Raw genomic sequence first — 26378 nt, forward strand, 5'->3', positions numbered from 1 at the left:
GGAGAGGGCATGACCCCGCGCACGAACGAAACGACCTCCGACGAAGCGGCCTCCGACGAAGCGACCGAGGAAACGACCCCGGTTGAAGGGGAGTTGACGACCGAGGAGGAGACCGTGAGTGGCGGGGGGCCGCGGGTGACCGAGGGGGCCGGGGCAACTGCCGTACCTCAGACGGCCGCTGGGTACGAACCCGAGGGCGCGCTGCCGCCGGACGAGGGCGCCGCTCACCCCGCCGCCACCCGCCCCGTCGGCACCGACCCCGTCGCCGCGCCCCGCAGCGGCCGGCGGGTCGCACAGCGCGCCGGGATCGCCGCGCTGCTCGCCGTCGCGCTCACCGGGGGCGCCATCGCGGTCGGCGCCGTGCGGGACAAGGCGCCGGTGGCCGCCATGTCCGTGTCGGCGGCCGTCGATCCGGGGGCGCTGGCGAGCGGCGACCCGGACGCGGCGATCGCCGCCCTGCAGGCTCATCTCAAGGCGCAGCCAAGGGATTCCGACGGCTGGGCCACTCTGGGGCTCGCCTATGTGGAACAGGCGCGGACCAAGGGCGACCCGGCCCGGTACCCGCAGGCGCAGGCCGCGCTGAAGCGTTCCCTGTCGCTGTCCCCGCACAGTGACCAGGCGCTGGCCGGACAGGCGGCCCTCGCCGCCGCACGGCACGACTTCAAGGGCGCGCTCACGAACGCCGACCGGGCGCTCGCCGAAAACCCGTACAGCGAACGCGCGTTGTCCTCCCGTATCGACGCGCTGGTGGAACTCGGCCGGTACGGCGAGGCGTCCCGCGCCGCCGACACCGCCGACACCCGCAAGCCGGGCGTACCGGTGTTCACGCGGTTCGCCTACGTCCGCGAGCTGCGCGGCGAGGTACCGGCGGCCCGGCGCGTGCTGGAGCAGGCGCTCGGCGCGGCCACCTCGAAGGGCGACATCGCCTACGTGGCCGCCCAGCTCGGCCAACTCGCCTGGAACCAGGGCGACTACAAGTCCGCCCTCACCTACTACGCCCGCGCGCTCGCCGCCGACGAGAACTACCTCCCCGCGCTGGAGGGCCGCGCCCGCGCCCAGGCGGCGAGCGGGGACCGGGCCGAGGCGATCAAGGGCATGGAACTCGTGGTCTCGCGCTACCCGCTGCCCGGCCCGCTGGTCGAGCTCGGCGAGCTGTACGAGGCGCGCGGCGCGGCCGGCGACCGTGAACGCGCCCACGAGCAGTACGCGTTGGTCGAGGCGTGGATCAGGATCGCCCGCGCCAACGGCGTGGACGCCGACCTCGACACCGCGCTGGCGGCCGCCGACCACGGCGACAAGAAGGCCGCCCTGCGCGCGGCCCGCGCCGAGTGGGCTCGCCGCCACACCGTGCACACGGCGGACGCGCTGGCCTGGGCGCTGCACGTCAACGGCCACGACCGCGAGGCCCTGCCGTACGCCCGCCGCGCCACGGCGACCGGCTACCACAACGCCCTCTTCCGCTACCACCGCGGCATGATCGAGCTGGCCACGGGCCACAAGAGCGACGGCCGCGCCTCGCTGAAGTCCGCGCTCAAGCTCAACCCCGGCTTCTCCCCGCTCGGCGCCGCCACGGCCCGCAAGGCACTGGAGGCCACCAAGTGATCTCGTTCCGCCGCCCGTTGACCCTCGCCGCCGCCGTCCTCACCGGCGCCTGCGCCCTCGCGCTCGGCCCGGCGACGGCCGCGAGCGCGCACCCGCTCGGCAACTTCACCGTCAACCACTACGACGGTCTCGTGGCTGCCCCCGGCGAGCTGCGCGTCACGCACGTGGAGGACCTGGCGGAGATCCCGGCGACGCAGGCCAAGCCCGACCTCGAACGGCTCGGCACGGCGAAGTGGGCCCGGCAGCGGTGCGCGCAAGCGGCGCGGGGCAGCGAACTCACCGTCGGCGGGCGGCCCGTCGCGCTCACCGTCACCTCGGCCACGGCGCGGCTGCGGCCCGGGCAGGCGGGGCTCGACACCCTGCGCGTGGAGTGCGCGGAGCGGGCCCCGCTGCCCAAGGGCGCGACGCTGACCGTCGGCTTCCACAGCGCGGGGGTGTCCTCGGGGCCCGGCTGGCGGGAGATCACCGCACGGGGCGACCGTATGACGCTGACCGGCTCCGACGTGCCGGAGAAGTCGGTCTCCCATGAACTCACCCGGTATCCGGCCCAGTTGCTCTCCTCGCCCGCCGACACCTCCACCGCCCGGCTGACGGTACGGCCCGGCGGCGCGGCCCTGTCGGCGGAGCGGGACGCGCCCGCCGCCTCGGTGCTGCCACGCGGCGCGGACCGCTGGACCCAGGCCCTGAACAACCTCGTCGCCCGCCACCACCTCACGGCCGGCTTCGCCGCGCTGGCCCTGCTCATCGCGGTCGTGCTCGGCGCGATGCACGCGCTCGCCCCGGGACACGGCAAGACCATGATGGCCGCGGCCGCCGCCGCGCGGGGCGGCCGGGCCCGGATGCGGGACGTACTCCCCCTCGCCGCCTCGGTGACCGTCACCCACACCCTCGGCGTGGTCGCCCTCGGCGTCCTGGTCACGGCGGGCTCCGCCGCCGCCCCTTCGGTGATCGCCTGGCTGGGTGTGGCGAGCGGCGCGCTCGTGCTGGTGGCGGGGGCGACGCTGGTACGGCGGGCGTGGCGGGTGCGACGACTCGCGGCACACGGGCATGAGCACAGCCATGGGCACGGACACGAGCACGAGCACGGCCATGAGCACGGACACGCACACGCGCACGGGCATGACCATGGGCACGAGCACGGTCACGAACACCCGCACCCGCACACCCGTCAGCACGTGGAGTCCCGGCCGTTGGCCCTGGTGGGCGCGGGGCACGAACACACTCGGGCCGAGCACCATGTGCATGAGCCCCATGTGCATGAACGCCATGTGCACGAACACCATGTGCAGGAGCACCACGTGAACGGAACACACGTGGGCGGAACACATGTGGCCGGAACACATGTGGCCGGCGCCCATGTACACGACCACCACCCCCACTCCCTCGTCCACACCCACAACGGCCACACCCACTCCCACCCCACCGCCCCCACCCTCCGCGGCACGATCCTGCTCGGCTTCGCCGGTGGCCTCGTCCCCAGCCCCTCCGCGGTCGTCGTGCTGGTCGGCGCGGCAGCGCTGGGCCACGCCTGGTTCGGCCTGCTGCTGGTGGTCGCCTACGGCGCCGGCCTCGCGCTGACGCTGACGGCGGCGGGTTTCGCGGTCGTCCGGCTGGGCTCACGGGTGAACCGGGTCCTCGACCGTCACCCGCGCCGCACCGCGCACCCCCTGACGGGGCTGGTCCGCCGCTCCCTTCCGCTCGCCTCCGCCCTCACCGTCGTCGCTCTCGGCGCCGGATTGATGCTCAAGGGGGTCGCAACAGCCCTGGGCTGAGCTACTTTTGGGGAGGAATCGCGCGAGATGCCGTGGGGGGCGCCCGTGTCAGAGGAACCGGGACGCGACCGCTTGATCGCGGGCCGCTACCGTCTGCTGTCCCCGCTGGGCCAGGGCGGGATGGGCACGGTGTGGCGCGCCCGTGACGAGGTGCTGCACCGTGACGTGGCCGTCAAGGAGGTGCGGGCCCCGGCGGGGCTGCCCGCCTCCGACGTGGAGCGGATGTACGCCAGGCTGGAGCGCGAGGCGTGGGCGGCGGCCCGTATCTCGCACCGCAACGTGGTCACGGTGTACGACGTGGCGATGGAGGGCGGCCGCCCCTGGATCGTGATGGAGCTGGTGCGCGGCCGCTCGCTCGCGGACGCGCTGGAGGCAGACGGCCCGCTGCCCCCGGACCGCGCGGCACGGATCGGCGCCGAGGTGCTGGCCGCGCTGCGCGCCGCGCACATCGCCGGGGTGCTGCACCGGGACGTGAAGCCGGCGAACGTACTGCTCGCCGACGACGGCCGGGTCGTGCTGACCGACTTCGGCATCGCCACGGTGGAGGGCAGCTCCGCCATCACCATGACGGGCGAGGTCATCGGCTCGCCCGAATTCCTGCCCCCGGAGCGGGCGTTGGGCCGTACGCCGGGCCCGGAGTCGGACCTGTGGTCGCTGGGCGTGCTGCTGTACGCGGCCGTCGAGGGCGGCTCGCCGTTCCGCCGGGACACTCCGCTGAACACGCTGCGCTCGGTGGTGGAGGACGAGCTGCCGGAGCCCCGCCGGGCCGGCCCGCTCGCGCCGGTCATCGAGGGGCTGCTGCGCAAGGACCCGGCCGACCGCATCTCCGCCGGCCGCGCCGAGCAGGACCTGCGCCTCGTAGCCGCAGGGGGCACGCCTCGTACCGACACGCCGCCCACCGTCCCGTACTCCCCCACCGCCTGGACCCCGCAGCCGCCCACACCCACACCGCCCCTGCCCGCGACCCCGCACACGGGAGCGGACACCCGGCCCCAGCAGGCCGCCGCGCCGGCCACCACCCGAGGCGCGCGGGTCGCCCTGATCGCAGGCGTCCTCGCCCTCGTCCTCGCGATGACCGGCCTGACGTACGCCCTCCTGAACAGCGGAAACGGGAAAAAGGGCGACGAGGGCAAGTCCAGCGCGAGCCCCACCAGCAGCACCACGACCCGTTCCCCCACCCGGCACACGAAGACCGCCGCACCACCTCCCGCCCGCACCAGCAGTGCGGCGAGCACACCCGCGCAGTCCGTGCACGTCACGGTGGCGGGGGAACACACGGAGTACGACGACACCTGTCCGCCGCCGGAGGCCGACGCGCCCACGTTCACGGCGACGTTCACGGTGGGGCGGGTGCCCGCCCAGGTGGAGTACCGCTGGCGGCTCGGTCACGGCTCGCTGCCGGACGACGGCTGGCGGACGCTGTCGTTCGCGGAGGGCGGGGAGCGGACCAAGCGGGTGCGGGTGACCGTGACGACCTGGTCGGACAGCGGGACGATCGAGAACACGATCGGCGTGGAGGTGCGCTCGCCGGTGAAGGCCGGATCGAATCAGGTGCCGTTCTCGGTGACGTGCCGGAAGACGACGACGGAGACCCCGTCGGACGGGGCCTCCGCTTCGGCTTCGTACTCACCCTGACGATGCGTAACTCACCCTGACGAGGGGCCGGTGTCAGGGCCGGATTCACCCGTGGGTGTCAGGCCGCGCTGTTCAGGACGGGGAGGTAGCCGCCGGACTGCCCGGCGGCGGTGGGGTGGTAGGACTCGCCGATGTCGAGCCAGTCGACGCTGTGCAGCCAGGAGTCGCCGGAGCAGATCTCGTGGCCGGAGAACGTGTTGCGGACGTCGCCGAAGACGAACCCGTGGGCCTGGGCGCGCTTCTGGATGGCGCTGTCGATGTAGTCGGAGGCGGCGTTGATGGCGGTCCGCTTGGTCTCGGAGAGGCCGAGGCAGCTCTGCCCGAGGAGGTAGAAGCGGGGGTAGCCGATGACGACGACCCGGGCGGACGGGGCGCGGGCGCTGATCTGGTTGTAGACGGCGTCGAGCTTGCCGGGGAGCGTGGAGTCGATGTACGCCCGCGCGGTGTTGATGCGGGACAGGCAGGTGCTGTCGGACTGGATGACGCAGGTGGTCATGACGTCGGCGAAGCCGGCGTCGTTGCCGCCGATGGTGATGGACACCAGTGCGGTCGACGAGTTGAGCGAGCCGAGCTGACCTGCGAGCACGTCGTCGGTGCGCGCGCCGGAGCAGGCGTTGAAGGCGAACGAGGACGGGCTGTGCGCGGCGTTCCAGAGGTAGGGGTACGCCTTGGTGCTGCGGTCGCAGTCACCGCTGGAGCTGATGTAGCTGCCCGAGCCGACTCCGGAGGAGTAGGAGTCGCCGAGAGCCACGTAGCCGCCACCGGCGGCCTGGGCCTGTCCGGCTCCGGCCATCCCGAGGCCGGTGGCGAGGAGGAGTGAAGTCACGTATGCCGCAAGTCGGGTACGTCTCATGGAACCTCCCTTTAGCAGGATCTCTGCCGCAACTGTGGTACCGGCTACGCGCGTTGATCGGAAGTGTTCATGCCAAAACTATTTGGCTCTCAACTATCTCTCGACAGAACCGGCCCAGGAACTTCACGGCCCCACATATTGCGCAGGCTTTACAGGTGTGTTGACGGAACATCACATGAGCGGTTCCGGCGCGGAGTTCACACCCGTCACGGGAACGCGCATACGAAACTGGGCCGTCTTGACGGCCCGCACACGGCTGGGACACATTGAAGCCCGGCATCCGGCGCGTCGGGGGGCAAGTCGGCCCATGCGGTCAATTTCTGTCAAGTCATCATCGGGAAACGTGAGTTCACTGCTCGCGGGCGCCACCACGGCCGTCGCCGTGTGCGGCGCGCTGCTGGCGCTCACCGACGCGGACGCGCCGTTGCGCGGTCCGACGACCCTGTTCTTCCTGCTGGCCGCGCCCGCCGGGGCGGTCTGGCTCGCCCTGCGCGGGCTCGACACCTACGGCCGGCTCGTCGCCGCACTCGCGGGGGCGGTCGTCCTCGACATGCTCGTGGCGCAGGCCATGCTCGCCCTGCACCGCTGGTCGGTGCGGGGCGGGATCGTAGCCGTGACCGGTCTGAGTCTGCTGCTCTTTCTGGTCATCTTCCGTCGTATGAAGGCGAGTTCGGCGAAACGGCTGCCGGAATGAGGAACGTGGGCCAAAGTTGTGTAACGGACAGACCAACAAAAACGTGAGGCCAAGTCCAGGCCTTGCCATTCAGGTTCAATCGTCAATACCGTCGTACATCTCACCCGCATCGGCCCGTCGCACACGGTTCAGGGGAGGGCTCAGGACCGCGACGTTCCGGAGCGGGGCGCGGTAGGGGGGTGCCGTGTCCGGTGGCCGATTCAGGTGACCGGGCCGGGCCGCGCGACCGGCTGCCCGCACGTCGGCAGACCGGCAGCTTTGCCAGCTCGTCCTCGTACACGGACAGGACCACTTCGCCGTGCCGGGGATGAGGACCCCCCTTTCGAACCGGACACAGAGCCGGGCCGCCCAGGGGCGGGCGGTCCACCGGACGAGAGGGATCACACCGTCATGAGTTCCGTTCTGCCCATGTCCAGTCCGGGCCCCGAGCCCGTGGTCGCGGGCTCCTATCGGCCCATCTCCTCGCATCTGGCGATCACTCCGCCGGTCAGCGTGGTGATTCCCGCCATGAACGAGGCGGAAAACCTGCCGTACGTCTTCAAGACCCTTCCGGACTGGATCCATGAAGTGGTCCTGGTCGACGGCAACTCCACCGACGACACCGTGGAGGTGGCGCGTTCGCTGTGGCCCGGCGTCAAGGTCGTCGGGCAGCGCGGCAAGGGCAAGGGGGATGCCCTGATCAGCGGCTTCGAGGCCTGCTCCGGCGACATCATCGTGATGGTCGACGCGGACGGCTCGGCCGACGGCAACGAGATCGTGTCGTACGTCTCCGCGCTGGTCTCCGGCGCGGACTTCGCCAAGGGCTCGCGCTTCGCCAACGGCGGCGGCACCGATGACATGACCCTGATCCGCCGGCTGGGCAACTGGGCGCTGTGCACGGTCGTCAACCGCAAGTTCGGCGCCCGCTACACCGACCTGTGCTACGGCTACAACGCCTTCTGGCGGCACTGCCTGGACAAGATCGACCTCGACTGCACCGGCTTCGAGGTCGAGACCCTGATGAACATCAGAGTGGTCAAGGCGGGCCTCAGGGTGCAGGAGATCCCGAGCCACGAGTATCTGCGCATCCACGGCGCCAGCAATCTGCGGGCCGTGCGCGACGGGCTGCGGGTGCTCCGCGTCATCCTCCAGGAGCGGTCCAACCGCCGTGCCCTGCGCCGCGAGCGCCGGGCCGCCGCGCTCGCGAACGCCGTCCGGGGAGAGGTGTCTTGAGAGATCCCGGCATCTCCGTCGTGATCTGCGCGTACACCGAGGACCGCTGGGAGGACATCCTCGCGGCGGTCTCCTCGGTACGGGCGCAGTCGTACCCGGCGCTGGAGACGCTCCTCGTCGTGGACCACAATCCGGCGCTACTGGAGCGGCTGGCAAGGGAGTTCAAGGACGAGGACGCCGGTCCGGCGGACGCCTCCGGCCTCGGTCCCGTGCGCGTGCTCGCCAACGCCGGTCCGCGCGGCCTCTCGTCGGGCCGCAACACCGGCATCGCCGCCTCGCACGGTGAGGTCGTCGCCTTCCTGGACGACGACGCCGTGGCCGAACGGCACTGGCTGCGCCACTTCGCCGAGGGGTACGCCGACCCGCGCGTCCTGGCGGTCGGCGGCCGTACGGTCCCGGTGTGGGCGTCGGGCCGGCGCCCCGCCTGGTTCCCGAAGGAGTTCGACTGGGTCGTCGGCTGCAGTTACCGGGGCCTGGCGCCCGGCCGGGTCCGGGTGCGCAACGTCCTCGGCGGCAACGCCTCCTTCCGGCGCACGGCGTTCGAGGCGGCGGGCGGCTTCGCCACCGGCATCGGCCGCGACGGCGACCGCCGCCCGCTGGGCTGCGAGGAGACGGAGCTGTGCATCCGGCTCAGCCGGGCCCGCCCGGACGCCGTGCTGCTCGTCGACGACCGCGCGGTGATCCACCACCGGGTGCCGAAGGCCCGCGAGCGCTTCGCCTACTTCCGCACCCGCACCTACGCGGAGGGCCTGTCGAAGGCACTGGTGGCCCGCAGCGTCGGCGCCGGCAAGGGCCTGGAGTCCGAACGCCGGTATACGACACGGGTGTTGCCCGTCGGGGTGGTGCGCGGACTGCGGGACGCGCTGCTCGGCAGGTCGGGCGGCGCGGGCCGCGCGGGCGCGATCGTCGCGGGCGTGCTCACGGCCGCCGGCGGCTACGCGATCGGCAGCGTACGGGCCCGCAGAGGTGCCCCGGCGTTCTCCGTGGCCCCGATCGGGGCAGAGATCACGGCGGCGCCGGGGGCGAAGGAGGCGGGGGAATGAGCGAGGCGGCCGTACCGGTTCTCATGTACCACGCGGTCGCCGCCGCGCCGAACGCGGCCACCCGGATGCTGTCGGTCGCACCCGAGGCGTTCGCCGAACAGATGGCGCTCATCGGTGACTTGGGGCTGACCCCGCTCACCACGGCCGCGCTCGCGGAACACTGGCGCCTGCGCCGCCCGCTCCCCCGCCGCCCGGTGCTGATCACCTTCGACGACGGCTACGAGGGCGTGCACCGGCACGCCCTGCCCGTCCTCGCCCAACACGGCTTCCCGGCCACGGTGTTCGTCTCCACCGGCTGGGTCAGGGGGCGGTACGACACCGGGGGTTCCCTGGACACCATGCTCGACTGGGACCAGGTGCGGGCGCTGGCGGACGCCGGGGTCGAGATCGGAGGCCACAGCCACAGCCATCCGCAGCTCGACCAGCTCGACGACACCGCGCTGGAATGGGAGCTGGCCCGCAGCACCGACATCGTCACCGGCGAACTGGGCGTGCGGCCACGGTCGTTCGCCTATCCGTACGGCTACTCCGACCGCCGGGTGCGCCGTGCCGTGCGGGCGGCCGGGTACGCCCAGGCACTCGCCGTCGGCAACACGCTCGCCCGGCGCGCCCAGGGCCCCTATGCCCTGCGGCGCGTCACCGTGCGCCGCACCACCGGCGTCGAGGAGTTCGAGCAGCTGGTCCAAGGGCGGTCGATCGCCCGGCACTTCGCCAAGGACCGGGCGCTCACCAAGGGTTACGCACTCGTCCGAAGAGCACGCCAGGTCCGCCGGAAGGCCATCAGCTCCCGTGTCTGACACGACGACCACCACGACCGAGCCCGCCGCGCCCGACGCCGGGCCGCCCGAGCGGCCGGGCAGACGGCTGCGTCTGCCGGGCATGCGAGGCGGGGGCGGCGGCAGTCCGCTGTTCCGCAACGCCTACGCGCTGATGCTCAACACCGGCATCTCCGCCGTCCTGGGGCTCGGCTTCTGGCTGGCCGCGGCGCGCTACTACTCCGAGTCGGCCGTCGGGCAGGGCTCGGCCGCGATCGCCGCGATGAAACTGCTCGCCGGGCTCACGGCGGTGACGCTCACGGGCGCGCTCGCCCGCTTCATCCCGGTCGCGGGACGGCACACCGGGCGCCTCATCCTCCGTACATACGCGGGCAGTTCACTCATCGTGTCGCTCGCGGCGGTCGTGTTCCTGCTGACGCTGAACGAGTGGGGGCCCTCCTACCGGTTCCTGCACGGCACGGTGAACGGGCTCGGCTTCATCGCGGCCGTCGTCGCCTGGAACCTGCTCACGCTCCAGGACGGGGTGCTGACCGGGCTGCGCAGCGCGCCGTGGGTGCCGGTGGGCAACACGGTCTTCTCGGCGGTGAAGCTGGGGCTGCTGGTGGCGTTCGCGGTGGCGATCCCGGCCGCCGGTGTCTTCGTGTCCTGGGTCGCGGCCATCGCCACCTCGGTGGTGCCGCTGGGCTGGCTGGTGTTCCGGCGCCTGGTGCCCCGGCACGTCGAGGCGACGAAGGGGCACGCCAGTCCCCCGTCGCTGCGGGAGATCGGCCGGTTCCTGGCCGGCGACTACACCGGCTCGCTGTTCTCCCTCGCGGTGGTCTACCTGGTCCCGGTGATCATCGCCTCGCAGGTCAGCAGCGAGGACAACGCGTACTTCTACATCACGACCACCATCGGCGGCACGACCAATCTGCTCGCCATCAACATGGGCGCCTCGCTGACCGTGGAGGGCTCGCACGACCCGGCCCGGCTCGCGGCCAACACCCGCGCGGCGCTCAAGCGGATGGCGCGGATCATGCTGCCGATCGCGACGGTGCTGTTCGTCGGCGCCCCCTGGATCCTGGGCGTCTTCGGCCCGGGCTACGCGGACGCGGCGACCCCGCTGCTGCGCTGGTTCGCGGTCGGCGCGGTGCTGCGGGTCGTCATGGAGACGTACTTCGCGGTGCTGCGCGCGCAGAGCCGTACCGCCGGACTCGCCTGGCTCCAGGGGCTGTTGTGCGCCCTGGTGCTGGGGCTCACGCTGGTGCTCCTGCCCCGGATGGGGCTGACCGGCGCGGGTGTCGCGGAGATCTCCAGCCTCGCGGTGATCGTGGCCATCGCGGCGCCGAAGCTGTGGCGGACGATCCGCTCCGGACCGCGGGACGCTCCCCCCGCGACCGGCCCCGACGGCGACCTCGCCGACCTGGGCACCCGCGAGGCCAGGACCGTGGGCACGGCACGCCGCCGGAGTCCGAGCTGGGCGCGGGACCAGGACACGGTCGCCCTCGGGGTGCGGGTGGACTTCGACCACGTGGAGCGACGGCCGGACGTACGGCCGGGGCCGGGGACACCGCCGGGGGGTACGCCGGTGCCGCCGGAACGGCACGCGGAGCTGGACGCGCCGTTCGGGGCGGCACTGCCGGACGGCGGGCCCGGACCGAATCGGCCGGACGGCGGGCCCGGACCGAGCCGGCCGGAGACCACCACCCCCGATCCGACCACCCCCGAGCACACCCCCGCCGACCAGGCGGAACGAGCGCCCAGGACGCCCGGCACGGCGGACGGCGACCCCGGCCTCGAACCCGGCCCCCGCCCCCGCCGCACCCCCACCCGCTCCGGCCTCCTCCTCGGCTGCCTCCTCGTCGCCGCGCTGCTCCTCTACTGGGTGCCCGCGCTCCGCCTGGACGACGCCGACCTGGACGCGATGGGCGGGCTCGGGCTCGTCTCCGTGCTGCCGCTGCCGACGCTGGCCGGGGCCGCGCTGCTGGTGACGGTGTTCGCCGCGCTGCTCTGGCTGCGCCGGGAACACCGGGCGCTGCTGCTGATCACCCTGCTCGCGACGGTGATCAGCCTGCACGCGCTGCCCGCGGTGATCGAGAGCGAGCCGCGCTTCCCCACGGCGTGGCAGCATCTGGGCTTCCTCGACTACATCGACCGCACCGGTTCCGCCGTGCCCGACCTGGACGCCCGCTGGAGCTGGCCGGGCTTCTTCGCGGTGACGGCGTTCGCGGCGCGGGCGTGCGGGGTGAGCGATCTGACGGAGGTCATCCGTTGGTGGCCGACCGCCATCCAACTCGCCTATCTGGCGCCGATGTTCCTGCTGACCCGGTCGCTGCGGGCGAGCTGGCGGGCCAAGTGGACCGGAGTGTGGATCTTCGTCCTGGCCGGCTGGGTGGGTCAGGACTACTTCTCCCCGCAGGGCTTCACCTATCTGCTGTATCTGGCGTTCGCGGCGATCCTGCTGGTGTGGTTCCGCCCTCCGCATGTGATCTGGACGCGGCTGCGCCCCGGCGAGGCCGAGGTGGAGCCCACCGACCGCCGTCAACGTGCCGTGCTGCTGCTGGTGTTGACCGGTCTGTTCGCGGCGAGCGTCCCGGCCCACCAGCTGACCCCGTTCGTGATGCTCGGCGTGGTCGCCGTCCTCGTCGTCCTGGGCCGGTGTGAACTGCGCGGTCTGCCGCTGCTGTTCGGCGTGGTCGTCGTGGCGTGGCTCGGTTTCATGGCGGAGCCGTACTGGTCCGGGCACTTCGACGACCTCTTCGGCGGTCTCGGCGGGGTCGGCGGCAATGTCTCCAGCTCGGTCTCCGGCCGTATCCAGGGCGGGAGTTCGACGCACAAGCTGGTCCTCTACACCCGCGTGCTGCTGGCCGGCTCGGTGCTGGCCCTTGCCTGCTGGGGCTGGTGGCGCAGACGTGAACACCGGTACCGCGAGCGCTCGTTGCTGGTGCTGGCCTTCGTGCCGTTCCTCGGCTTCGGAATGCAGTCGTACGGCGGCGAGATGGCGCTGCGCGTCTTCATGTTCGCGCTGCCGGGTGCGGCCCTGCTCGGTGCGCTCGCCCTCTTCCCGCGCACCGGTGCCACCGCCGAGGAGCGGGAGAAGGACCGGGCGAGCCTCGCGCCGCTTGCCGCGCTGCTCGCCGGTCTGCTGCTGATCGGCGGCTTCCTGGTGGCCCGTTGGGGCAACGAGACCTTCGAGCGGACCCGGCCGGGCGAGGTCGCGGCGATGAACTGGGTGTACGCCCACGACGAGCCGACCGTACGGCTGCTGTGGCTGAGCAACGACCCGGTGAACGACGTGACTCCGGCGCTGCCGTGGGGTGCGCGGGACATGGAGCGGGTGAACTATCTGCCGACCCTGGCGCCGCCCGACCCGGTGCTGGTGTCCGGTCTGGTGACGGCGCTCAAGGACGCGGGCCCGAACTCGTATCTGATGGTCAACGAGAGCCAGACCCGCTATCTGGAGCTGGACTCGGGCTACTCGGCGAGCTGGGAGCCCCGGCTGCTGGCCAACCTGGACGCGCGGCGGGAGCTGCGGCGGGTCCTGGTCAACGACGACGTGACGGTGTACGCGCTGCGCGAGCGGCCCGCGGGCGCGGTGCCGGAGCCGGACCCCGGGCCGATCGGGCCGCAGGTCACCTGGACGCCGTGGTCGGTGGTGGGCGCCCTCGCGGCCGTGCTGCTGATCCTGCTGCTGACCGCGCGGGAGGCCGTACGGGTCGCGATGCGGCCGAGCGTGCGCCAACTGCGGTTGCTGCAGACGGGGTTCTGGTTCTCGCTGCCGCTGCTCGCGGTGTTCCTGGCGGCGCTGGTGCAGCGGTTCGTGACGATGAGCTGAGCGATGCGTTGAGGGGTCCTGCGACGTGAAGTGGCTCAGCGCTTCAGCCACTTCACCTCGTAGGCGCCCATCGCGAACCGCCGGCCGTCCACTTCGGCGCTGATCGGCCGGCTCAGGGTGTTGACGACCAGGAGCGTCCGGTCGCTGGCGAGGACCCGTACGTTGGGCCGGTCGTCGCGGGCGACGGAGACCGTCTCGTACCGGGTGCCGGGCGGGAAGGCCGTGTGGAAGCGGGACAGCAGGCCGTACATGGGCAGGGCGCGGCCGCCGTCCGCCTCGCTGGTCGGGGTCCACAGGCAGCCCGCGCAGTCGGTGCCGCTCTTCTTCTCGGGGTTCCAGTAGAAGGCGGATTCGGCGCCGCCCTCGGCCATGCCGATCAGGGCGGTGGCGTGGACGGCGAGCCGGTGGTCCTCGGACCAGCCCTCGCGCCGGTCGTCGGCGTCGGCGGGCTCGACGTAGTACTCGGCCCACCACAGCGGCAGGCCGTGGGTCTGGCCGCGCAGCCATGCGCCGACGGCGGTGAACTTGGCGGTGGCGGCGAACTCGTCGGGGAGGAACTTCTCGTCGTTGGTGTAGCTGGAGCCGTCCACGACCACGAAGTCGGCGCCCGCCTTGTGGCCGTTCCAGTAGGCGAAGGCGTCCAGGACCCGCTGGTCCATGGCGCCCCAGGGGCCGCGCAGGGTGTCGGAGGCGTGCTGCTGTCCGGTGCCGACGCTGTCCATCACCAGGTAGGGGCCGCCGACCATGATGTCGGGGTTCACCTTCTTCAGGGCCCGGTAGACGAGGTTGTACATCTTGGTGTAGCCCTCGTAGTCCCAGCGGCCCTCGGAGTCGTTCCAGAAGCCCTTGAACTCGTTCCACACGACGAAGTGGCGTACGTCGGGGTAGCGGCGGGCGACGGTGGCGGCGAGGCGGGCGAAGTCCTCGTAGTGGTCCGGGGTGGGCGCGGTCTCCAGGGCGGACTGGCTCCAGTCGGTGCGGCCCGCGCCGGCGTCGCCGCCCTTCATCCAGTCCGGCGAGCAGCACAGCGTGATCACGGGCGTGCCGTGGGAGGCGCGGACGAAGTCGATGCGGCGGTCGAGCGCGCCGAAGTCGTAACGCCCCTTCACCGGCTCGGGGTTGTCGGCACCCCAGCCCATGATGGCCTGGTCCTGGGGCAGGCCCCCGTCGTCCGCGAGCAGCTTCTCGACGCGCCGGGTGGCCGCGCCGCCCCGGTCGGCGCTGTACTGGGTGTGGGTGAAGCCCCAGCCCACGGACGGCCGGGGACGTCCGGCCGGGGTGGCGGGCGTGCCGTGCACGCGGTCGCCGTCGCGCGAGGTGCCGGAGGTGTCCGCGCCACGCCCGGGGAGCGTGTTCAGCAGGGTCACCACCAGGGCGAGGGCGAGCACGCCCGCGCCGAGCAGCGCGGTGAGCCGCCACCGCCGATCCCCCGTGTACCACCCATGACGTGCCATCAGAACCACAGTAACGGCGGAATCGGGGCGTCGGGCAGGTCTTGGGAACACCCTCCGGGAAGGGGCGGAAATGACGTGCGCGGAGGGCATCCGTGACAGATCATGGCGGCATGTCCGCCAACCCACACGACGCCCTGCCGATCCGGCTCAATGTCGACGACTCCGACTCGCCCTCCGACGTCGTCGACGCGCTGTTCCTCGGCCGTTTCGCGACGGGCGAGCAGCCGTACTCCCACGCGGCCAACATCGAGCGGGTGCGCTCCGGCGCGACCCTGCTGCCCGAGGGCGCCCGCGTGCTGCGGGTCGCCCGTGACGAGGACCGCAGCGCGACCCTCGCGGAGGGCGACGGCTGGACCCTGCTGGTGTCGCGCTGGAACCGGGGCGCGGACGTGACCGTGACCGCGACCACCGCCGACCTGGCGAAACAGATCCTCGGCCAGGCCACCGACGGCGCGGCCGACGAGCCCGAGCCGCAGCCCGAGAACGTCACCATGGGTTTCTGGTACGTCTCCCCGAGGCGCGGCCCGCACCGCACCACCCGCCAGATCTCGGCGGGCACCTGGGAGGAGGTGCGGCCCAACTACACCGCTCCGGTCGCGTCCGCGATGGACCGTCTGATGAAGACGACTCCGGAGGACATCGCGGGCCGGCTGCTCCTGCTGCACGGTCCGCCGGGCACCGGCAAGACCTCGGCGCTGCGTACCCTGGCCCGCTCGTGGCGGGACTGGTGTCAGGTGGACTGCGTGCTGGACCCGGAGCGGCTCTTCTCCGACGTGGGCTATCTGATGGACATCGCGATCGGCGAGGAGGACGGCCCGGGCAAGGGCCGCTGGCGGCTGCTCCTCCTTGAGGACTGCGACGAGCTGATCCGGGGCGAGGCCCGGCACACGGCGGGCCAGGCGCTGTCCCGGCTGCTGAACCTGACCGACGGCCTGCTCGGCCAGGGGCGCAATGTGCTGGTGGGGGTCACCACCAACGAGGACCTGGAGCGGCTGCACCCCGCCGTGGTGCGGCCCGGCCGCTGTCTGGCGCGTATCGAGGTGGGCCCGCTGACGCGCCCGGAGGCGCTGGACTGGCTCGGCGCCGAGGGCCGCGAGCACGAGAGCGAGGTCGGCCGGGAGGGCGCGACCCTGGCCGAGCTGTACGCGCTGCGCCGGGGCACGGGGCCGACGTCGGTGCCGGGGGCGCGGGAGGGGGCGGACGCGGGGCTGTATCTGTAACGGCACCCGGTCCGTGTCCGTGGCGGCGCCCGGTCCGCACCGGTACGACTCCCGCTTCGGTGCTTTCATGGACGTATGACCCTGTTCGTCGGCACGTCGGGGTGGCAGTACAAGAGCTGGCGGGGCGTGGTGTACCCGACGGGCTGCCCGGCGCGGCTGTGGCTGGAGGAGTACACCAAGCTGTTCGCGACGGTGGAGCTGAACAACGCCTTCTACCGGCTGCCCTCCCGCGAGAACTTCGCGTCCTGGCGGGAGCGGGTGCCGGCGGACTTCGTGGTGGCGGTCAAGGCGAGCCGCTATCTGACCCACATCAAGCGGCTGCGCGATCCCGAGGAGCCGGTCCACCGGCTGATGAGCCACGCCGAGGGCCTGGGCGACCGGCTGGGCCCGATCCTGCTCCAGCTCCCGCCGACCCTGCGCGCGGACCCGCCGCTGCTGGACGCGTGCCTGGCCTGCTTCCCCGAGGGCACCCGGGTCGCGGTCGAGCCGCGCCACGAGTCCTGGTGGACGCCCGAGACGAAGGGCGTCCTTGAGGCCCGGGGCGCGGCGCTGTGCTGGGCGGACGTGCTGTCCCGCCCGGTCACCCCGCTGTGGCGCACCGCCGACTGGGGGTACGTCCGCTTCCACCGGGGCCGCGCCCGCCCCTGGCCGCGCTACGGGCACACCGCGCTGGAGAGCTGGGTGGAGCGCATCGCCTCGACCTGGGACGGCGCGGACGACGTGTACGCGTACTTCAACAACGACCCGAGAGGCGCGGCGGTGAAGGACGCGGCGGAGTTCGGCGCGCTGGCCCGCGAGGCGGGCCTGCCGGTGACCCGGACGCCGGAGCCGACGGCGCGCCGCTAGCCCTGCTCCCCGTAGGCAGCGCGCAGGGCGTCCCGTACGGCGGCCAGCGCCTCGTCCTCCGGGAGGCCGAGCCGGCGGGCGCGTTCCGCGTACGCCTGGGCGGCCGACGCGGCCTCCTTGCTCGCGGCCGGACCCGCGGCGGCGACGTACGTGCCGTTGCGCCCTCGGGTCTCGATCACCCCGTCCGCCTCCAGTGCGCGGTAGGCCTTGGCGACGGTGTTCACCGCGAGCCCCAGGGACTCGGCCAGGCCCCGCACGGTCGGCAGCCGGTAGCCCACCGGGAGCACACCCGCCCGTGCCTGCTCGGAAATCTGCGCGCGCACCTGCTCGTAGGGCGGGGCGCCGTCATCAACGTGGATCTTCAGGCTCACCCCCCGATTGTCGCGCACGCGCCGCGCCCCGCCGCGCCCACCGGACGCGCTTCTCCGCGCGCGGAAAATGGGAGGCGCCGTCGCCCCGCGTGCTCGTAGCGTGCCTGCCCATGACCGTCCTCGTGCGTGACCTGCGTCCCGATGTCCCGGCCGACCCGGAGGGCTTCGTCCGCGTACGGCGGCTCGCCCTGCCGTACGTCCTGTTCACCCCCGAATCCGTCCGCCATGTCCTCGCCCGCATCCACCCGGACGCCCACTACCGCGCGCTCGTCGCCGAGGAGGACGGCGAGGTGATCGGCACGGCCCAGGTGAGCGTCGCGCACGAGAGCACCGAGCCGGGCCAGGGGTATGTGAACGTGTACGTACGCCCCGACCGGACCGGGCGCGGCGCGGGCCGGCTGCTCCTGGAGACCGGGGAGGCGCATCTCGCGTCCGTCGGCGCGACCAGGTCCTACTCCTGGATCCTCGACGCCCCCGGCAACCGCGCCTTCGCCGAGCGGCGCGGCTACACCGAGGGCCGCACCGCCCACTTCCTGAGCCGCGACCTGACCGCCGGCGGCCTCCCCGCGCTGCCCGCGACCCCGCCCGGCGTGGAGCTGCGCACGGCAGCCGACTTCGCGGACGATCCCCGGCCGGTGTTCGAACTGGACGCGGAGACGTCGTCGGACGAGCCGAGCGCGGTGCAGCTGTCCCTCTCGGACTACGAGGCGTGGCTCGACGAGACGTGGGAGCACCCGCTGCTGGACCGCGAGCTGACCATGGTCTGCGTGGCCGACGGGCGCCCGGTCGCGTTCACCGCCGCCCGCACCGACGGCGCGGGCCGCTATTTCACCGCCATGACCGGCACCGCCCGCTCCCACCGGGGCCGCGGGCTCGCCAAGCTGGCCAAGGCGCACTCCCTGCACCGCGCCCGCAATGCCGGTGTCACCGAGGCGTTCACCGGCAACGACGCGACCAACGGACCGATGCTCGCCGTCAACAAGTGGCTCGGCTACGAGACGTGCGCGACGGAGGTGCAGTATGTCCGCGAACTCGGCTGACGGTGCGGGCGTGTTGGAGGTCGTCCTGACCAAGGCGGGCCGTACGAAGATCCGTTACCCGGCTGTTCTCCTCTCCGACGACGGCATCCGGCTGGCCGTCCGCGCCCCCTGGGCGGGCGAGGGCGTCCGGGACTTCGGCTTCGTGCGCTTCGAGCCGGGGGACGTGTTCACCGAGTACTACTGGCGCGACCGGTGGTACGCGGTGAAGGAGGTCCGCGCCGGGGACGGCACGCTGAAGGGCTGGTACTGCGACATCACCCGCCCGGCCGTCCGCTCCGGTGCCGGACTGTCCGTCGAGGACCTGGACCTGGACCTCTGGCTGCCGGCCGACGGCGCGGACGTACTGCGGCTGGACGAGGACGAGTTCGCCGCGAGCGGCCTCGCGGAGTCGGACCCTCAGGCGGCGAGGGCTGCCGTGTCCGCCCTGGACGCGCTGGAGACGCTGGCCCGGACGGACGGCTTCACCACGCTCCTCGCCTGAGCCGCAGCCGGAGCCAGAGCCACAGCCGGAACCAGAGCCGCATCCGCGCGCCTGAACCGGGGCAGGCGCGGAGCAGGACCAGGGGCAAGGGCACGACAGGGCGGCCCCGGGGCGGGGCGGCGGCTCACACCGTGGCCACCACCGCGTACCGCTCGTCGTCCACGGCCTTCCCCCACAGCAGCGGATCCCCGGAGAGCGGCTCCACCCGTATGTCCCGGGCGACCGGCTCCAGCAACGCGGCGAGCCGGTCCGCCGGTATCCCGACCGGGGCGACCGTCCCCCACACTCCCTCGACCAGTACGAACCGCCCGCCGGGCCGCAGCAGTTCACGCCATCGGCGCACCACCTTCTCCGGCTCGGGCAGCGTCCACACCACATGCCGGGCGAGCACCACGTCCGCGCTCCCCTCCCCCACCGGCGGCTCGGCCGCGTCCCCCCGCAGCACGACCGCGTCCCGCCCGGCGAGCTTGGCCCGGGCCAGCTCGACCATGGCGGGAGACGAGTCGACCGCCGTCACCCGGTGTCCCTGCCCGGCCGCGAGCAGCGCGAGACTCCCGGTGCCGCAGCCGAGATCGAGCACATCGGCGGCCCGCCCGGGCAGCCATCCCCGCAACCGCGCGTCCCAGGCGCCCCGCACCTCGGGCGCGCGCAGGCCGTGATCGGGCTCCTCGTCGAAGGAGGCCGCCATCCCGTCCCAGTCCACCGTCCCGCCCACATCACTCATGCCCGAAGCATGGCACCCCCCACTGACAACGGGCCTCGCGCCGCCCTGGGCCGTAGCTACCTGAGCCCAGCCTGAGCACGTCCTTAAGGGCACCATAAAGATCGGCCCCGACCGCCCGGACGGGCCCAACTCGCCTGTGCACGCGCTAGTTTCAGATCACATCCCCCCACGGAAGCCGGGCCGTCCGGCAGCCGGACGACGCGATGCCGCGAGGAGTCCCGATGCCCTTCCCCACGCTCTCGGTTCACCCCGGGCAGGGGATGCGCCGGCTGCGCGCGGCCGCGGCCCTGGCCGTGCTCGGGTTCGCCCCGCTCGCCCTGGCCGCCGGTCCCGCGTCGGCGCACGGCCCGGAACACGACTCGGGGCACGGCTCGGGGTACGGCTCGACTCCCGACTCGGCTCACGGCGCGCGGGACGGCGGCCTGTGCGGCGCGCGGAACGGGGAGTTCGGAGGGCTCGACCTGGTCGGCACCGACTGGTCCACGCCCCAAGTGCACAGCGGCCCGCACACGTTCACGTACCGGGTGACCACGCGCCACCAGGGCCGCTTCACGGCGTACGTGACGAAGTCCGGCTACGACCCGGCGCGGCCCCTGACCTGGTCCGCGCTGGACGTGGCGCATCCGGTGGCGTGGGTGGCGGACGCGATGCCGTCGGGCGGCGTCTACACGTTCACGGGCACGCTCCCCGAGCGCACCGGCAGACAGGTGCTGTACGCGGCGTGGCACCGCCCGGACGGCCAGGGGCCGCTCCGCTCCTGCGAGGACGTGGACTTCGGCGGTACGACTCCCTCGCCGGACCCGACGCCGACGACCCACCGGGCGGCCCCGGTTCCCACTCCTGCGGCGTCAACTCCCGTCGCCCCGGCGGACGTACGGATCGCGGAGGCGGCGGCCACACCGACGGCCGAACGGCACGAGCGGAAGGCCCAGCGCCCGGCCACCCCGCCTCCGGCCACTCCCCCTCCAAGTACCGACTCCCCTGTCACCGAGGTGACATCACTCCACCTCGCCGACACGGGCGCCGCCCCGCACACCTCGTACGGGGCGGTCGTCGGGGCCGGGGTGCTGGCCCTCGGTTCGGCGGCGCTGTTCCTCTCGGTGCGGCAGCGCTCCACGGACCGGGGCCGGGGCGGGCGCTGAGCGGCGCGCGCGGTACGTGCCGGGTCCTGTCCGGCGGCTCAGGCCGGACAGGACCCGGCGGCGGTCAGCTGAAGACCGACGCGCAGGTGGTGGTGCTCGCGTGCGAGGGGTCGAGGGCGTTGGCGACCTCGTGGAAGGCGATGCGGTCGATGAGGCCGATCGCGACGTGTTCGGACAGGTCGAGCGGGCAGAGGTCCTGGAGCAGGACGTTGCGGACGTCGGAGCCGGTCAGGTACTGGCTGCGCCAGGGCGTGACGACCTCGTCGTACTGGGTGGCGATGACCGTGTAGTGCACTCCGGGGACGGTGTCGCCGCCCGCGTTGAGCTTGGTCAGGAAGGCGGAGCCGGCGATCTGGTCGGCGAGGCCGGGGGTGGTGGCCTTGATCAGGTTCTCGGCGCCGGGGAAGTACGGCAGCAGGTTGGTCAGACCGCTGAGGTTGGTCCCGTGGTTGCTGGGGGCGATGCCGACGAGGGCGTTCACCTTGGGGGCTCCGCCGAGGAACTTCAGGTAGTAGCGCGGCATCATGCCGCCCTGGGAGTGCCCGACGAGGTCGGCCTTGGCGGCGCCGGTCGAGGCGAGCACCTTGTCGACGAAGGCGGACAGCTGCTCGGCGGACTTGTCGATGGGGCCGAGGCCGTAGAAGAGGGGGACACCGGGGAGCTTGCCGTAGTCGAGGGAGTAGACGCAGTAGCCGCGGTTCTCCAGGTACGGCGCGAGGCCGAGCCAGTTGTCGACGGAGTTGCCGAGGGTGCCGTGGACGAGGACGACGGGGCGGGGGTGGGCGGCGGAGGGCTTGCAGGAGTAGTCGTTCCAGCCGGAGCTGGGGGCGGTCGCGGCGTGGGCGGTGGCGGTGGGGACGGCGGCGAGTGCGGCGGCCAGGAGCAGCGCGGCGAGCGGTCTGAACGCTCGCTTCCAGGGCAGCATCGTGTGATCTCCTTGCGGCTCAAGGGGGGAGCACGGACTGACCCTGTGATCCGGATCACGGGATGCTGGTTCACTCGTCAAGTTACGGACGAGTAGTGCAACTGTGAAGTTACGCGTCGGTAAAAAGTTCCATCACGCATCAGACACCCACGCACACTGAGGAACCGTCACCAGACCGGCTGGACCCGACCATAGAACTCCAGCCACTCCCAAATCACCCACAACACGCGTAACTCGCCGCACTCAGGCCGCAAGCGTCCCCGGAATCACCGCGCGGGGCCCGAACTTGGCCCGCACCCGGTCGGCGACCTCCTCGATGCGGCGGACCTTCTCGTCCACGGGGTCGAAGGTGAGCTGACGGGAGGCGTGCTCGGCGGGGGCCAGCCCCTCGGCGCGCAGTACGACGGCACGCACGCGGGCCCGCTGGAGGCCGAGCGTCTCGTACATGCCGTAGGCGGCCCGGGTGAGGGCGGCCGAGTGCGCGGTCGGCTCGGCGAGGGTGCGGCAACGCGTCGTGGTGGAGCGGTCGGCGTAGCGCACGGTGAGGGTCAGCGTCCGGCAGACCTGTCCCTCCCCGCGCAGCCGGAACCCCAGCTCACCGGCCGCGCCCAGCAGGGCCCCGCGATGCCGGGCGGAGTCCAACTCGTCGGTGCTGAAAGAGCGTTCCGCCGCGACGGACCGGGCCACCGCGTTCGGTACGACCCGCCCCCGGTCGATTCCCCGTGCCCCGTCCCGCAGTTCACGGGCGGCGCGGGCACCGACCAGCCGCTGCAGGGTGGATGACGGCGCGGCGGCGACCCGGCCCAGGGTGTCGAGGCCGTACTCGCACAGGGTGCGGGCGGTCGCGGTGCCGACGCCGGGCAGCGCGTTCACCGGAAGGCCGGCGAGGAACTCCGCCCGGGCGCCCGGCTCTTCGGGTACGACCCGGACGACTCCGGGCCGGGCGGCACGCAACGCGAGCCGGGCGAGCATCGGTCCGGGACCGGCGCCTACGGCACAGTCGACGCCGTACCGCGCCAGCGCCCGGACCCGGACGACGGGGGCGATCTCCAGCGCGTCCCGCCCGAAGTACCGTTCGGCGCCGCCGAGATCGGCCAGCACCCGGTCCGGCACCAGCGCCTCCACCACCGGCGTGAACTCCTCGACCAGCCCGATGAGCGCGGGCAGCAGCCCCTCCCGCTCGGGCGCGAGCCGGAAGCGCACACAGAGAACGGTCATCCCGCGCTCCCCGGACTCTGATGCCACAACTTCCGTGCGGTGGCGGGCCCTTGGGCGACGCCTTCCCCGGCAGGGCGCAGATCGGCCCAGGGGTGCATGCCGTACCCGGTGGCCATCCGGATACGACGCCCGCCGGCCCGGTCCTCGCCCGCCGGCTCCACCGACTCCGCGAGCCGGGCGGCCACTTGGCCGAGCCCGCCCTCCGCGCGCAGTTCGACGAGTTCGGCGAGGTTCCAGGCGGCGGAGCCGACGACGCTCAGGCTGCGCGGTCCGCGCCGCTGCACCACGCCGCGCACCAGCAGCAGCCAGGAGTGGAAGACGGTGTGGGCGCAGGCGTCGTGGGAGTCGTCGAAGAAGGCGAGGTCGACCAGGCCGGTGCCGTCGTCCAGGGTGCTGAAGATGACCCGCTTGCCGGACCGGATCGGCGGAGTCTGGGTGGCCGCCTTGGCCCCCGCGACGAGCACCGTCTCCCCGTGCCGCGCCTCACGCAGCCGCCGCGCGGAGACGACGCCCAGCTCGGACAGGAACTCCCGGTGGTCGTCCATCAGATGGCGGGAGACGTCCATGGACAGCACGCCCAGCTCGGCGCTGAGCCGCTCCGCCGGGGAGAGATCGGGCAGCCCGGCCGAAGCGGTCCGCCTGCCCCCGCCCAACGGCAGCTGATCCCCGTGGCCGCCCCGGGTCCCCCGGTGCAACTCGGCCAGATGCAGCTGGAGATCACGCCGGTTGCCCCCGAAGGCGTCCAACGCGCCGACCTGGGCGAGGCGTTGGGCGAGCGGCCGCCCGGGGCGCCCCCGCTCCCAGAAGTCCCGCAAGGAGGTGTACGGCTGCCCGGCCACGATCCGCTCCCCTTCGGCGTCGCTGATCCCGTGCACATCGGAGAGCCCGAGCCGCACACCCCATTTACCGGACACCAGTTTGATTCGATGGGCGACGGCGGACACGTTCACATCCAAGGGCAGCACCGGAACACCCCGCCGCCGCGCGTCGGCCAGCAGCAGCCGCTTCGGATACATCCCGGGGTCATGGGTGAGCAACCCGGCGTAGAAGGCGGCCGGATGGTGCGCCTTGAGCCACGCCGACTGATAGGTGGGCACGGCGAAGGCGACGGCGTGCGCCTTGCAGAACCCGTAGGACCCGAAGGCCTGGACGATCTCCCAAGTCCGCCGCACGGTCTCGGCGTCGTACCCCTTCTCCTCGGCCCGCTGCCCGAACCACTCCCGGATACGCGGCTGTTGCTCCGCGTCGGACAGCAGCCGCCGCACCGCGTCGGCCTCCCCGCGCCCGCACCCGGTCATGATCGAGACGATGTCGATGATCTGCTCGTGGAAGACGACGACGCCGTACGTCCCCTTCAGCGGCGGCTCCAGATCCCGGTGCGGAAACCGCACCGGCGCCCGCCCGTGCCGTGCCTCGATGAACGGCCGCACCATGTCGGCGGCGACGGGCCCGGGCCGGAAGAGCGAGATGTCGACCACCAGGTCCTCGAAACAATCAGGCTGAAGCCGCCCCACGAGATCCCGCTGCCCGGGCGACTCGATCTGGAAGCACCCGAGCGTCTCGGTGGACCGGATGAGCCGGTACGTCTCTTCGTCCCCCTCCGGCAGAGCCTCCAGATCAACACGCTCCCCGCCGGCCCGCTCCACCTCGGCGACGGCGTGCGCCATGGCCGACTGCATCCGCACGCCGAGAACGTCCAGCTTGAGCAGCCCCAGGTCCTCCACGTCGTCCTTGTCGAACTGGGACATGGGCAGCCCCTCACCACTGGTGGGCACCACCGGCGTACGGGCGAGCAGCGAGGCGTCCGAGAGCAGCACCCCGCACGGATGCATGGCGACGCCCCGCGGCAGCGCGTCCAGCGCCTCGACCAGCTCCCACAGCCGGCCGTACCGCTCCTTCTCGGCCGCCAGCCCCCTCAGCTCAGGCAACTCCTCCAGCGCGGCACGCGCGTCACGCGCCCGGATGTGCGGAAAGGACTTGGCCACACGGTCGATCTCGGCGGGGTCCATGGACAGAGCGGCCCCCACGTCCCGCACGGCATGCCGTACCCGATACGTCTCGGGCATCGCCACCGTGGCGACCCGCTCGGTACCGAACCGTCCGATGATCGCCCGGTAGACCTCGAGCCGCCGAGCGGACTCCACATCGATGTCGATATCGGGCAGCACCACACGCTCCCTGGACAGGAAGCGCTCCATCAACAGCCCGTGTTCCACCGGGTCGGCATGCGCGATGCCCAGCAGATGATTGACGAGCGACCCGGCCCCCGACCCCCGAGCGGCAACCCGAATCCCCAAGCCCCGTACGTCATCGACAACTTGAGCGACCGTCAAAAAATAAGAAGCGAACCCGTGATGCCCGATGACCTCCAACTCCTCGTGCATCCGCTCCCAGTACGACCGCCGCCCGCCATACCCCAGCCGCACCATCCCCGCCACGGCCCGCGAGGCGAGCGCCCGCTGAGCGGTCCGCCGCCCGGCCCCCACAAGCCGGGCCTCGGGAAACCGGACGCTCCCGATCCCGAGATCCGTCTCAGGATCAACCACGCACTCCTCAGCAGTGGCCAGCGTCTGCTCGACGAGCCGCCACCCGGCCTCCCGCCGATACCCGGCGGCCTCCACCACCCGCTCGGCCACCCGAAGCATGTCGGAAGCCCCCTTGAGCCAGGCCTCCCCGGAGTCCAGCTCCTTCCGGAAATCGATGGGCACAAGCCGCCGCGAGGCATCAAGCACATCAGCCACAGGCCCCTGCCCCGGATCGGCATACCGGACGGCGTTACTGAGCACCGGCCGCACCCCCTGCTCAACGGCGAACCCGAGCATCCGAGCAGCCAGCCGCAAGGACCCGGCCCCCACCCCGCTCCGCCCATGCCAGACGACCTCCATCCGCAGGGCGTCCCCGTACACCTCACGCCAGCCGGCAAGCAGCCGAGCGGCCTGATCGAACCGCCCACCCCCAAGAGCCCGCCCCACATCGGAACCGGGCCCGAGCAGCACGATGAGCCCGTCCCCCCGATTGCTCTCCCAGGAAAGCCGGGGCGACCCGGAACCCCCGGCATGAGCAGCGGTGACCACCCGGCACAAATCGGCCCATCCCCGAGCCCCGTCCCGCGCCAGAAAGGTCACCCGAGGCGCCAACTCGTCCACAAAGGCCCCACCCCGGACAGGCCGCCGCCGAGCACCCCCGCTCCCCTCCCCCTCCACAGCGAGATCAACCCCGAAGAGCGGCCGCACCCCACTCCCCACACAAGCCTTGGCAAACCGCACAGCCCCGGCCAGCGTGTCCCGATCGGTCAGCGCGAGAGCCCCCATCCCCCTCTCCCGGGCCCGCTCCACAAGCCCCTCCGGATGCGAGGCCCCGTACCGCAAGGAAAACCCAGAAACAACACGCACATGCACAAACCCCGCCACGAGCACCTCCCACCTCAATCGAACACTCGTTCCCCTCCACCATACCCTCACCCCCGAACACCTGTGCGATACCATCCACCCCCACGCTGACCTGCACAAACACAACCCCAACGCCCCCAGAACACACGGAGGCCCTCCCCGCCAAC

The 26378-nt window shown here is 72.6% G+C and carries 20 protein-coding genes; 13 read left to right on the forward strand and 7 right to left on the reverse strand.

All coding sequences use genetic code 11. The features are described from left to right. Window positions 1-9: 9 nt before the first annotated feature. Genes AB0898_RS24450 through AB0898_RS24460 form a run of 3 tightly spaced genes read left to right on the forward strand, consistent with a single transcriptional unit; the run spans window position 10 to window position 5009 of the window. The gene (locus AB0898_RS24450; RefSeq protein ID WP_366805087.1) at window positions 10-1602 is read left to right on the forward strand and encodes a tetratricopeptide repeat protein; all 1593 of its coding nucleotides are present in this window, start codon (window positions 10-12) and stop codon (window positions 1600-1602) included. Continuing rightward, window positions 1602-3374 carry a sulfite exporter TauE/SafE family protein gene (locus AB0898_RS24455; RefSeq protein WP_407078397.1) on the forward strand — a complete coding sequence of 591 codons (1773 nt, stop codon included), beginning with the start codon at window positions 1602-1604 and terminating at the stop codon, window positions 3372-3374. The genes AB0898_RS24450 and AB0898_RS24455 overlap by 1 nt, the downstream gene beginning before the upstream one ends. Window positions 3375-3401: 27 nt before the next feature. Then, window positions 3402-5009 (forward strand): serine/threonine-protein kinase, encoded by a 1608-nt coding sequence (locus AB0898_RS24460; protein ID WP_366805089.1) that lies wholly within the window; start codon window positions 3402-3404, stop codon window positions 5007-5009. Between the two features lie 58 nt (window positions 5010-5067). Here the strand turns inward: AB0898_RS24460 and AB0898_RS24465 are convergent, their stop codons facing one another. After that, on the reverse strand, window positions 5068-5862 hold the full coding sequence (locus AB0898_RS24465; RefSeq protein ID WP_366805090.1) for an SGNH/GDSL hydrolase family protein: 795 nt from the start codon (window positions 5860-5862) through the stop codon (window positions 5068-5070). A gap of 343 nt (window positions 5863-6205) precedes the next feature. On the opposite strand from AB0898_RS24465, the gene AB0898_RS24470 reads away from it, so the two are divergent. The 5 genes from AB0898_RS24470 to AB0898_RS24490 all read left to right on the forward strand — a co-directional run bounded on the left by AB0898_RS24470 (window position 6206) and on the right by AB0898_RS24490 (window position 13401). Further along, window positions 6206-6556: a hypothetical protein gene (locus tag AB0898_RS24470; protein ID WP_366805091.1), complete on the forward strand. Its 351-nt coding sequence runs from the start codon at window positions 6206-6208 to the stop codon at window positions 6554-6556. Window positions 6557-6946: 390 nt separating this feature from the next. After that, window positions 6947-7768: a glycosyltransferase family 2 protein gene (locus AB0898_RS24475; RefSeq protein ID WP_366805092.1), complete on the forward strand. Its 822-nt coding sequence runs from the start codon at window positions 6947-6949 to the stop codon at window positions 7766-7768. Continuing rightward, window positions 7765-8811 (forward strand): glycosyltransferase family 2 protein, encoded by a 1047-nt coding sequence (locus AB0898_RS24480; RefSeq protein WP_366805093.1) that lies wholly within the window; start codon window positions 7765-7767, stop codon window positions 8809-8811. The genes AB0898_RS24475 and AB0898_RS24480 overlap by 4 nt, the downstream gene beginning before the upstream one ends. After that, complete coding sequence (locus tag AB0898_RS24485) at window positions 8808-9608, forward strand: polysaccharide deacetylase family protein (RefSeq protein ID WP_366805095.1); 801 nt, start codon at window positions 8808-8810, stop codon at window positions 9606-9608. The genes AB0898_RS24480 and AB0898_RS24485 overlap by 4 nt, the downstream gene beginning before the upstream one ends. After that, the gene (locus AB0898_RS24490; protein ID WP_366805096.1) at window positions 9601-13401 is read left to right on the forward strand and encodes a lipopolysaccharide biosynthesis protein; all 3801 of its coding nucleotides are present in this window, start codon (window positions 9601-9603) and stop codon (window positions 13399-13401) included. The genes AB0898_RS24485 and AB0898_RS24490 overlap by 8 nt, the downstream gene beginning before the upstream one ends. Window positions 13402-13436: 35 nt before the next feature. Here AB0898_RS24490 and AB0898_RS24495 read toward each other — a convergent pair whose 3' ends face one another. After that, window positions 13437-14855 carry a GH39 family glycosyl hydrolase gene (locus AB0898_RS24495; RefSeq protein WP_366805097.1) on the reverse strand — a complete coding sequence of 473 codons (1419 nt, stop codon included), beginning with the start codon at window positions 14853-14855 and terminating at the stop codon, window positions 13437-13439. A gap of 110 nt (window positions 14856-14965) precedes the next feature. On the opposite strand from AB0898_RS24495, the gene AB0898_RS24500 reads away from it, so the two are divergent. Both AB0898_RS24500 and AB0898_RS24505 read left to right on the forward strand, forming a co-directional pair. Then, window positions 14966-16075 carry a DUF5925 domain-containing protein gene (locus AB0898_RS24500; protein WP_366805098.1) on the forward strand — a complete coding sequence of 370 codons (1110 nt, stop codon included), beginning with the start codon at window positions 14966-14968 and terminating at the stop codon, window positions 16073-16075. Between the two features lie 75 nt (window positions 16076-16150). Further along, window positions 16151-16921, forward strand: coding sequence for a DUF72 domain-containing protein (locus tag AB0898_RS24505; protein WP_366805099.1), 771 nt, complete (start codon window positions 16151-16153; stop codon window positions 16919-16921). Here the strand turns inward: AB0898_RS24505 and AB0898_RS24510 are convergent. Continuing rightward, window positions 16918-17292 carry a GntR family transcriptional regulator gene (locus AB0898_RS24510; protein WP_366805100.1) on the reverse strand — a complete coding sequence of 125 codons (375 nt, stop codon included), beginning with the start codon at window positions 17290-17292 and terminating at the stop codon, window positions 16918-16920. The two genes, AB0898_RS24505 and AB0898_RS24510, sit on opposite strands and share 4 nt — an antisense overlap. A 110-nt stretch (window positions 17293-17402) precedes the next feature. Here AB0898_RS24510 and AB0898_RS24515 point away from each other — a divergent pair, with 110 nt between their 5' ends. Next, window positions 17403-18332, forward strand: coding sequence for a GNAT family N-acetyltransferase (locus AB0898_RS24515; RefSeq protein ID WP_366805101.1), 930 nt, complete (start codon window positions 17403-17405; stop codon window positions 18330-18332). Next, entirely contained in the window at window positions 18313-18813 is a 501-nt protein-coding gene (locus AB0898_RS24520) for a DUF402 domain-containing protein (protein WP_366805102.1), read from the forward strand. The genes AB0898_RS24515 and AB0898_RS24520 overlap by 20 nt, the downstream gene beginning before the upstream one ends. A 124-nt stretch (window positions 18814-18937) precedes the next feature. On the opposite strand, the gene AB0898_RS24525 is transcribed toward AB0898_RS24520, so the two are convergent. Continuing rightward, window positions 18938-19537 carry a class I SAM-dependent methyltransferase gene (locus AB0898_RS24525; protein WP_366805104.1) on the reverse strand — a complete coding sequence of 200 codons (600 nt, stop codon included), beginning with the start codon at window positions 19535-19537 and terminating at the stop codon, window positions 18938-18940. A gap of 221 nt (window positions 19538-19758) precedes the next feature. On the opposite strand from AB0898_RS24525, the gene AB0898_RS24530 reads away from it, so the two are divergent. After that, the gene (locus tag AB0898_RS24530; RefSeq protein ID WP_366805105.1) at window positions 19759-20679 is read left to right on the forward strand and encodes a lytic polysaccharide monooxygenase; all 921 of its coding nucleotides are present in this window, start codon (window positions 19759-19761) and stop codon (window positions 20677-20679) included. 64 nt (window positions 20680-20743) lie between these two features. On the opposite strand, the gene AB0898_RS24535 is transcribed toward AB0898_RS24530, so the two are convergent. From AB0898_RS24535 to AB0898_RS24545, 3 genes are all read right to left on the reverse strand, one after another. After that, a complete protein-coding gene (locus AB0898_RS24535; protein ID WP_366805106.1) occupies window positions 20744-21604 on the reverse strand; it encodes an alpha/beta fold hydrolase in 861 nt (286 codons plus the stop codon). Between the two features lie 243 nt (window positions 21605-21847). Continuing rightward, entirely contained in the window at window positions 21848-22822 is a 975-nt protein-coding gene (locus tag AB0898_RS24540; protein WP_366805107.1) for a DNA polymerase thumb domain-containing protein, read from the reverse strand. Continuing rightward, window positions 22819-26232 carry a DNA polymerase III subunit alpha gene (locus AB0898_RS24545; protein ID WP_366805162.1) on the reverse strand — a complete coding sequence of 1138 codons (3414 nt, stop codon included), beginning with the start codon at window positions 26230-26232 and terminating at the stop codon, window positions 22819-22821. Before AB0898_RS24545 ends, AB0898_RS24540 begins: the two co-directional genes overlap by 4 nt. Window positions 26233-26378: the final 146 nt, after the last annotated feature.

The organism is Streptomyces sp. NPDC005435, assembly GCF_040703155.1.
In the GTDB taxonomy this organism is placed as follows: Bacteria; Actinomycetota; Actinomycetes; order Streptomycetales; family Streptomycetaceae; genus Streptomyces.

Coding starts and splice junctions, on each gene's coding strand:
- AB0898_RS24450 (WP_366805087.1), top strand. CDS start 10: ATGACCCCGCGCACGAACGAAACGACCTCCGACGAAGCGGCCTCCGAC.
- AB0898_RS24460 (WP_366805089.1), top strand. CDS start 3,402: ATGCCGTGGGGGGCGCCCGTGTCAGAGGAACCGGGACGCGACCGCTTG.
- AB0898_RS24465 (WP_366805090.1), bottom strand. CDS start 5,862: ATGAGACGTACCCGACTTGCGGCATACGTGACTTCACTCCTCCTCGCC.
- AB0898_RS24475 (WP_366805092.1), top strand. CDS start 6,947: ATGAGTTCCGTTCTGCCCATGTCCAGTCCGGGCCCCGAGCCCGTGGTC.
- AB0898_RS24485 (WP_366805095.1), top strand. CDS start 8,808: ATGAGCGAGGCGGCCGTACCGGTTCTCATGTACCACGCGGTCGCCGCC.
- AB0898_RS24495 (WP_366805097.1), bottom strand. CDS start 14,855: ATGGCACGTCATGGGTGGTACACGGGGGATCGGCGGTGGCGGCTCACC.
- AB0898_RS24500 (WP_366805098.1), top strand. CDS start 14,966: ATGTCCGCCAACCCACACGACGCCCTGCCGATCCGGCTCAATGTCGAC.
- AB0898_RS24505 (WP_366805099.1), top strand. CDS start 16,151: ATGACCCTGTTCGTCGGCACGTCGGGGTGGCAGTACAAGAGCTGGCGG.
- AB0898_RS24515 (WP_366805101.1), top strand. CDS start 17,403: ATGACCGTCCTCGTGCGTGACCTGCGTCCCGATGTCCCGGCCGACCCG.
- AB0898_RS24520 (WP_366805102.1), top strand. CDS start 18,313: ATGTCCGCGAACTCGGCTGACGGTGCGGGCGTGTTGGAGGTCGTCCTG.
- AB0898_RS24525 (WP_366805104.1), bottom strand. CDS start 19,537: ATGAGTGATGTGGGCGGGACGGTGGACTGGGACGGGATGGCGGCCTCC.
- AB0898_RS24530 (WP_366805105.1), top strand. CDS start 19,759: ATGCCCTTCCCCACGCTCTCGGTTCACCCCGGGCAGGGGATGCGCCGG.
- AB0898_RS24535 (WP_366805106.1), bottom strand. CDS start 21,604: ATGCTGCCCTGGAAGCGAGCGTTCAGACCGCTCGCCGCGCTGCTCCTG.
- AB0898_RS24540 (WP_366805107.1), bottom strand. CDS start 22,822: ATGACCGTTCTCTGTGTGCGCTTCCGGCTCGCGCCCGAGCGGGAGGGG.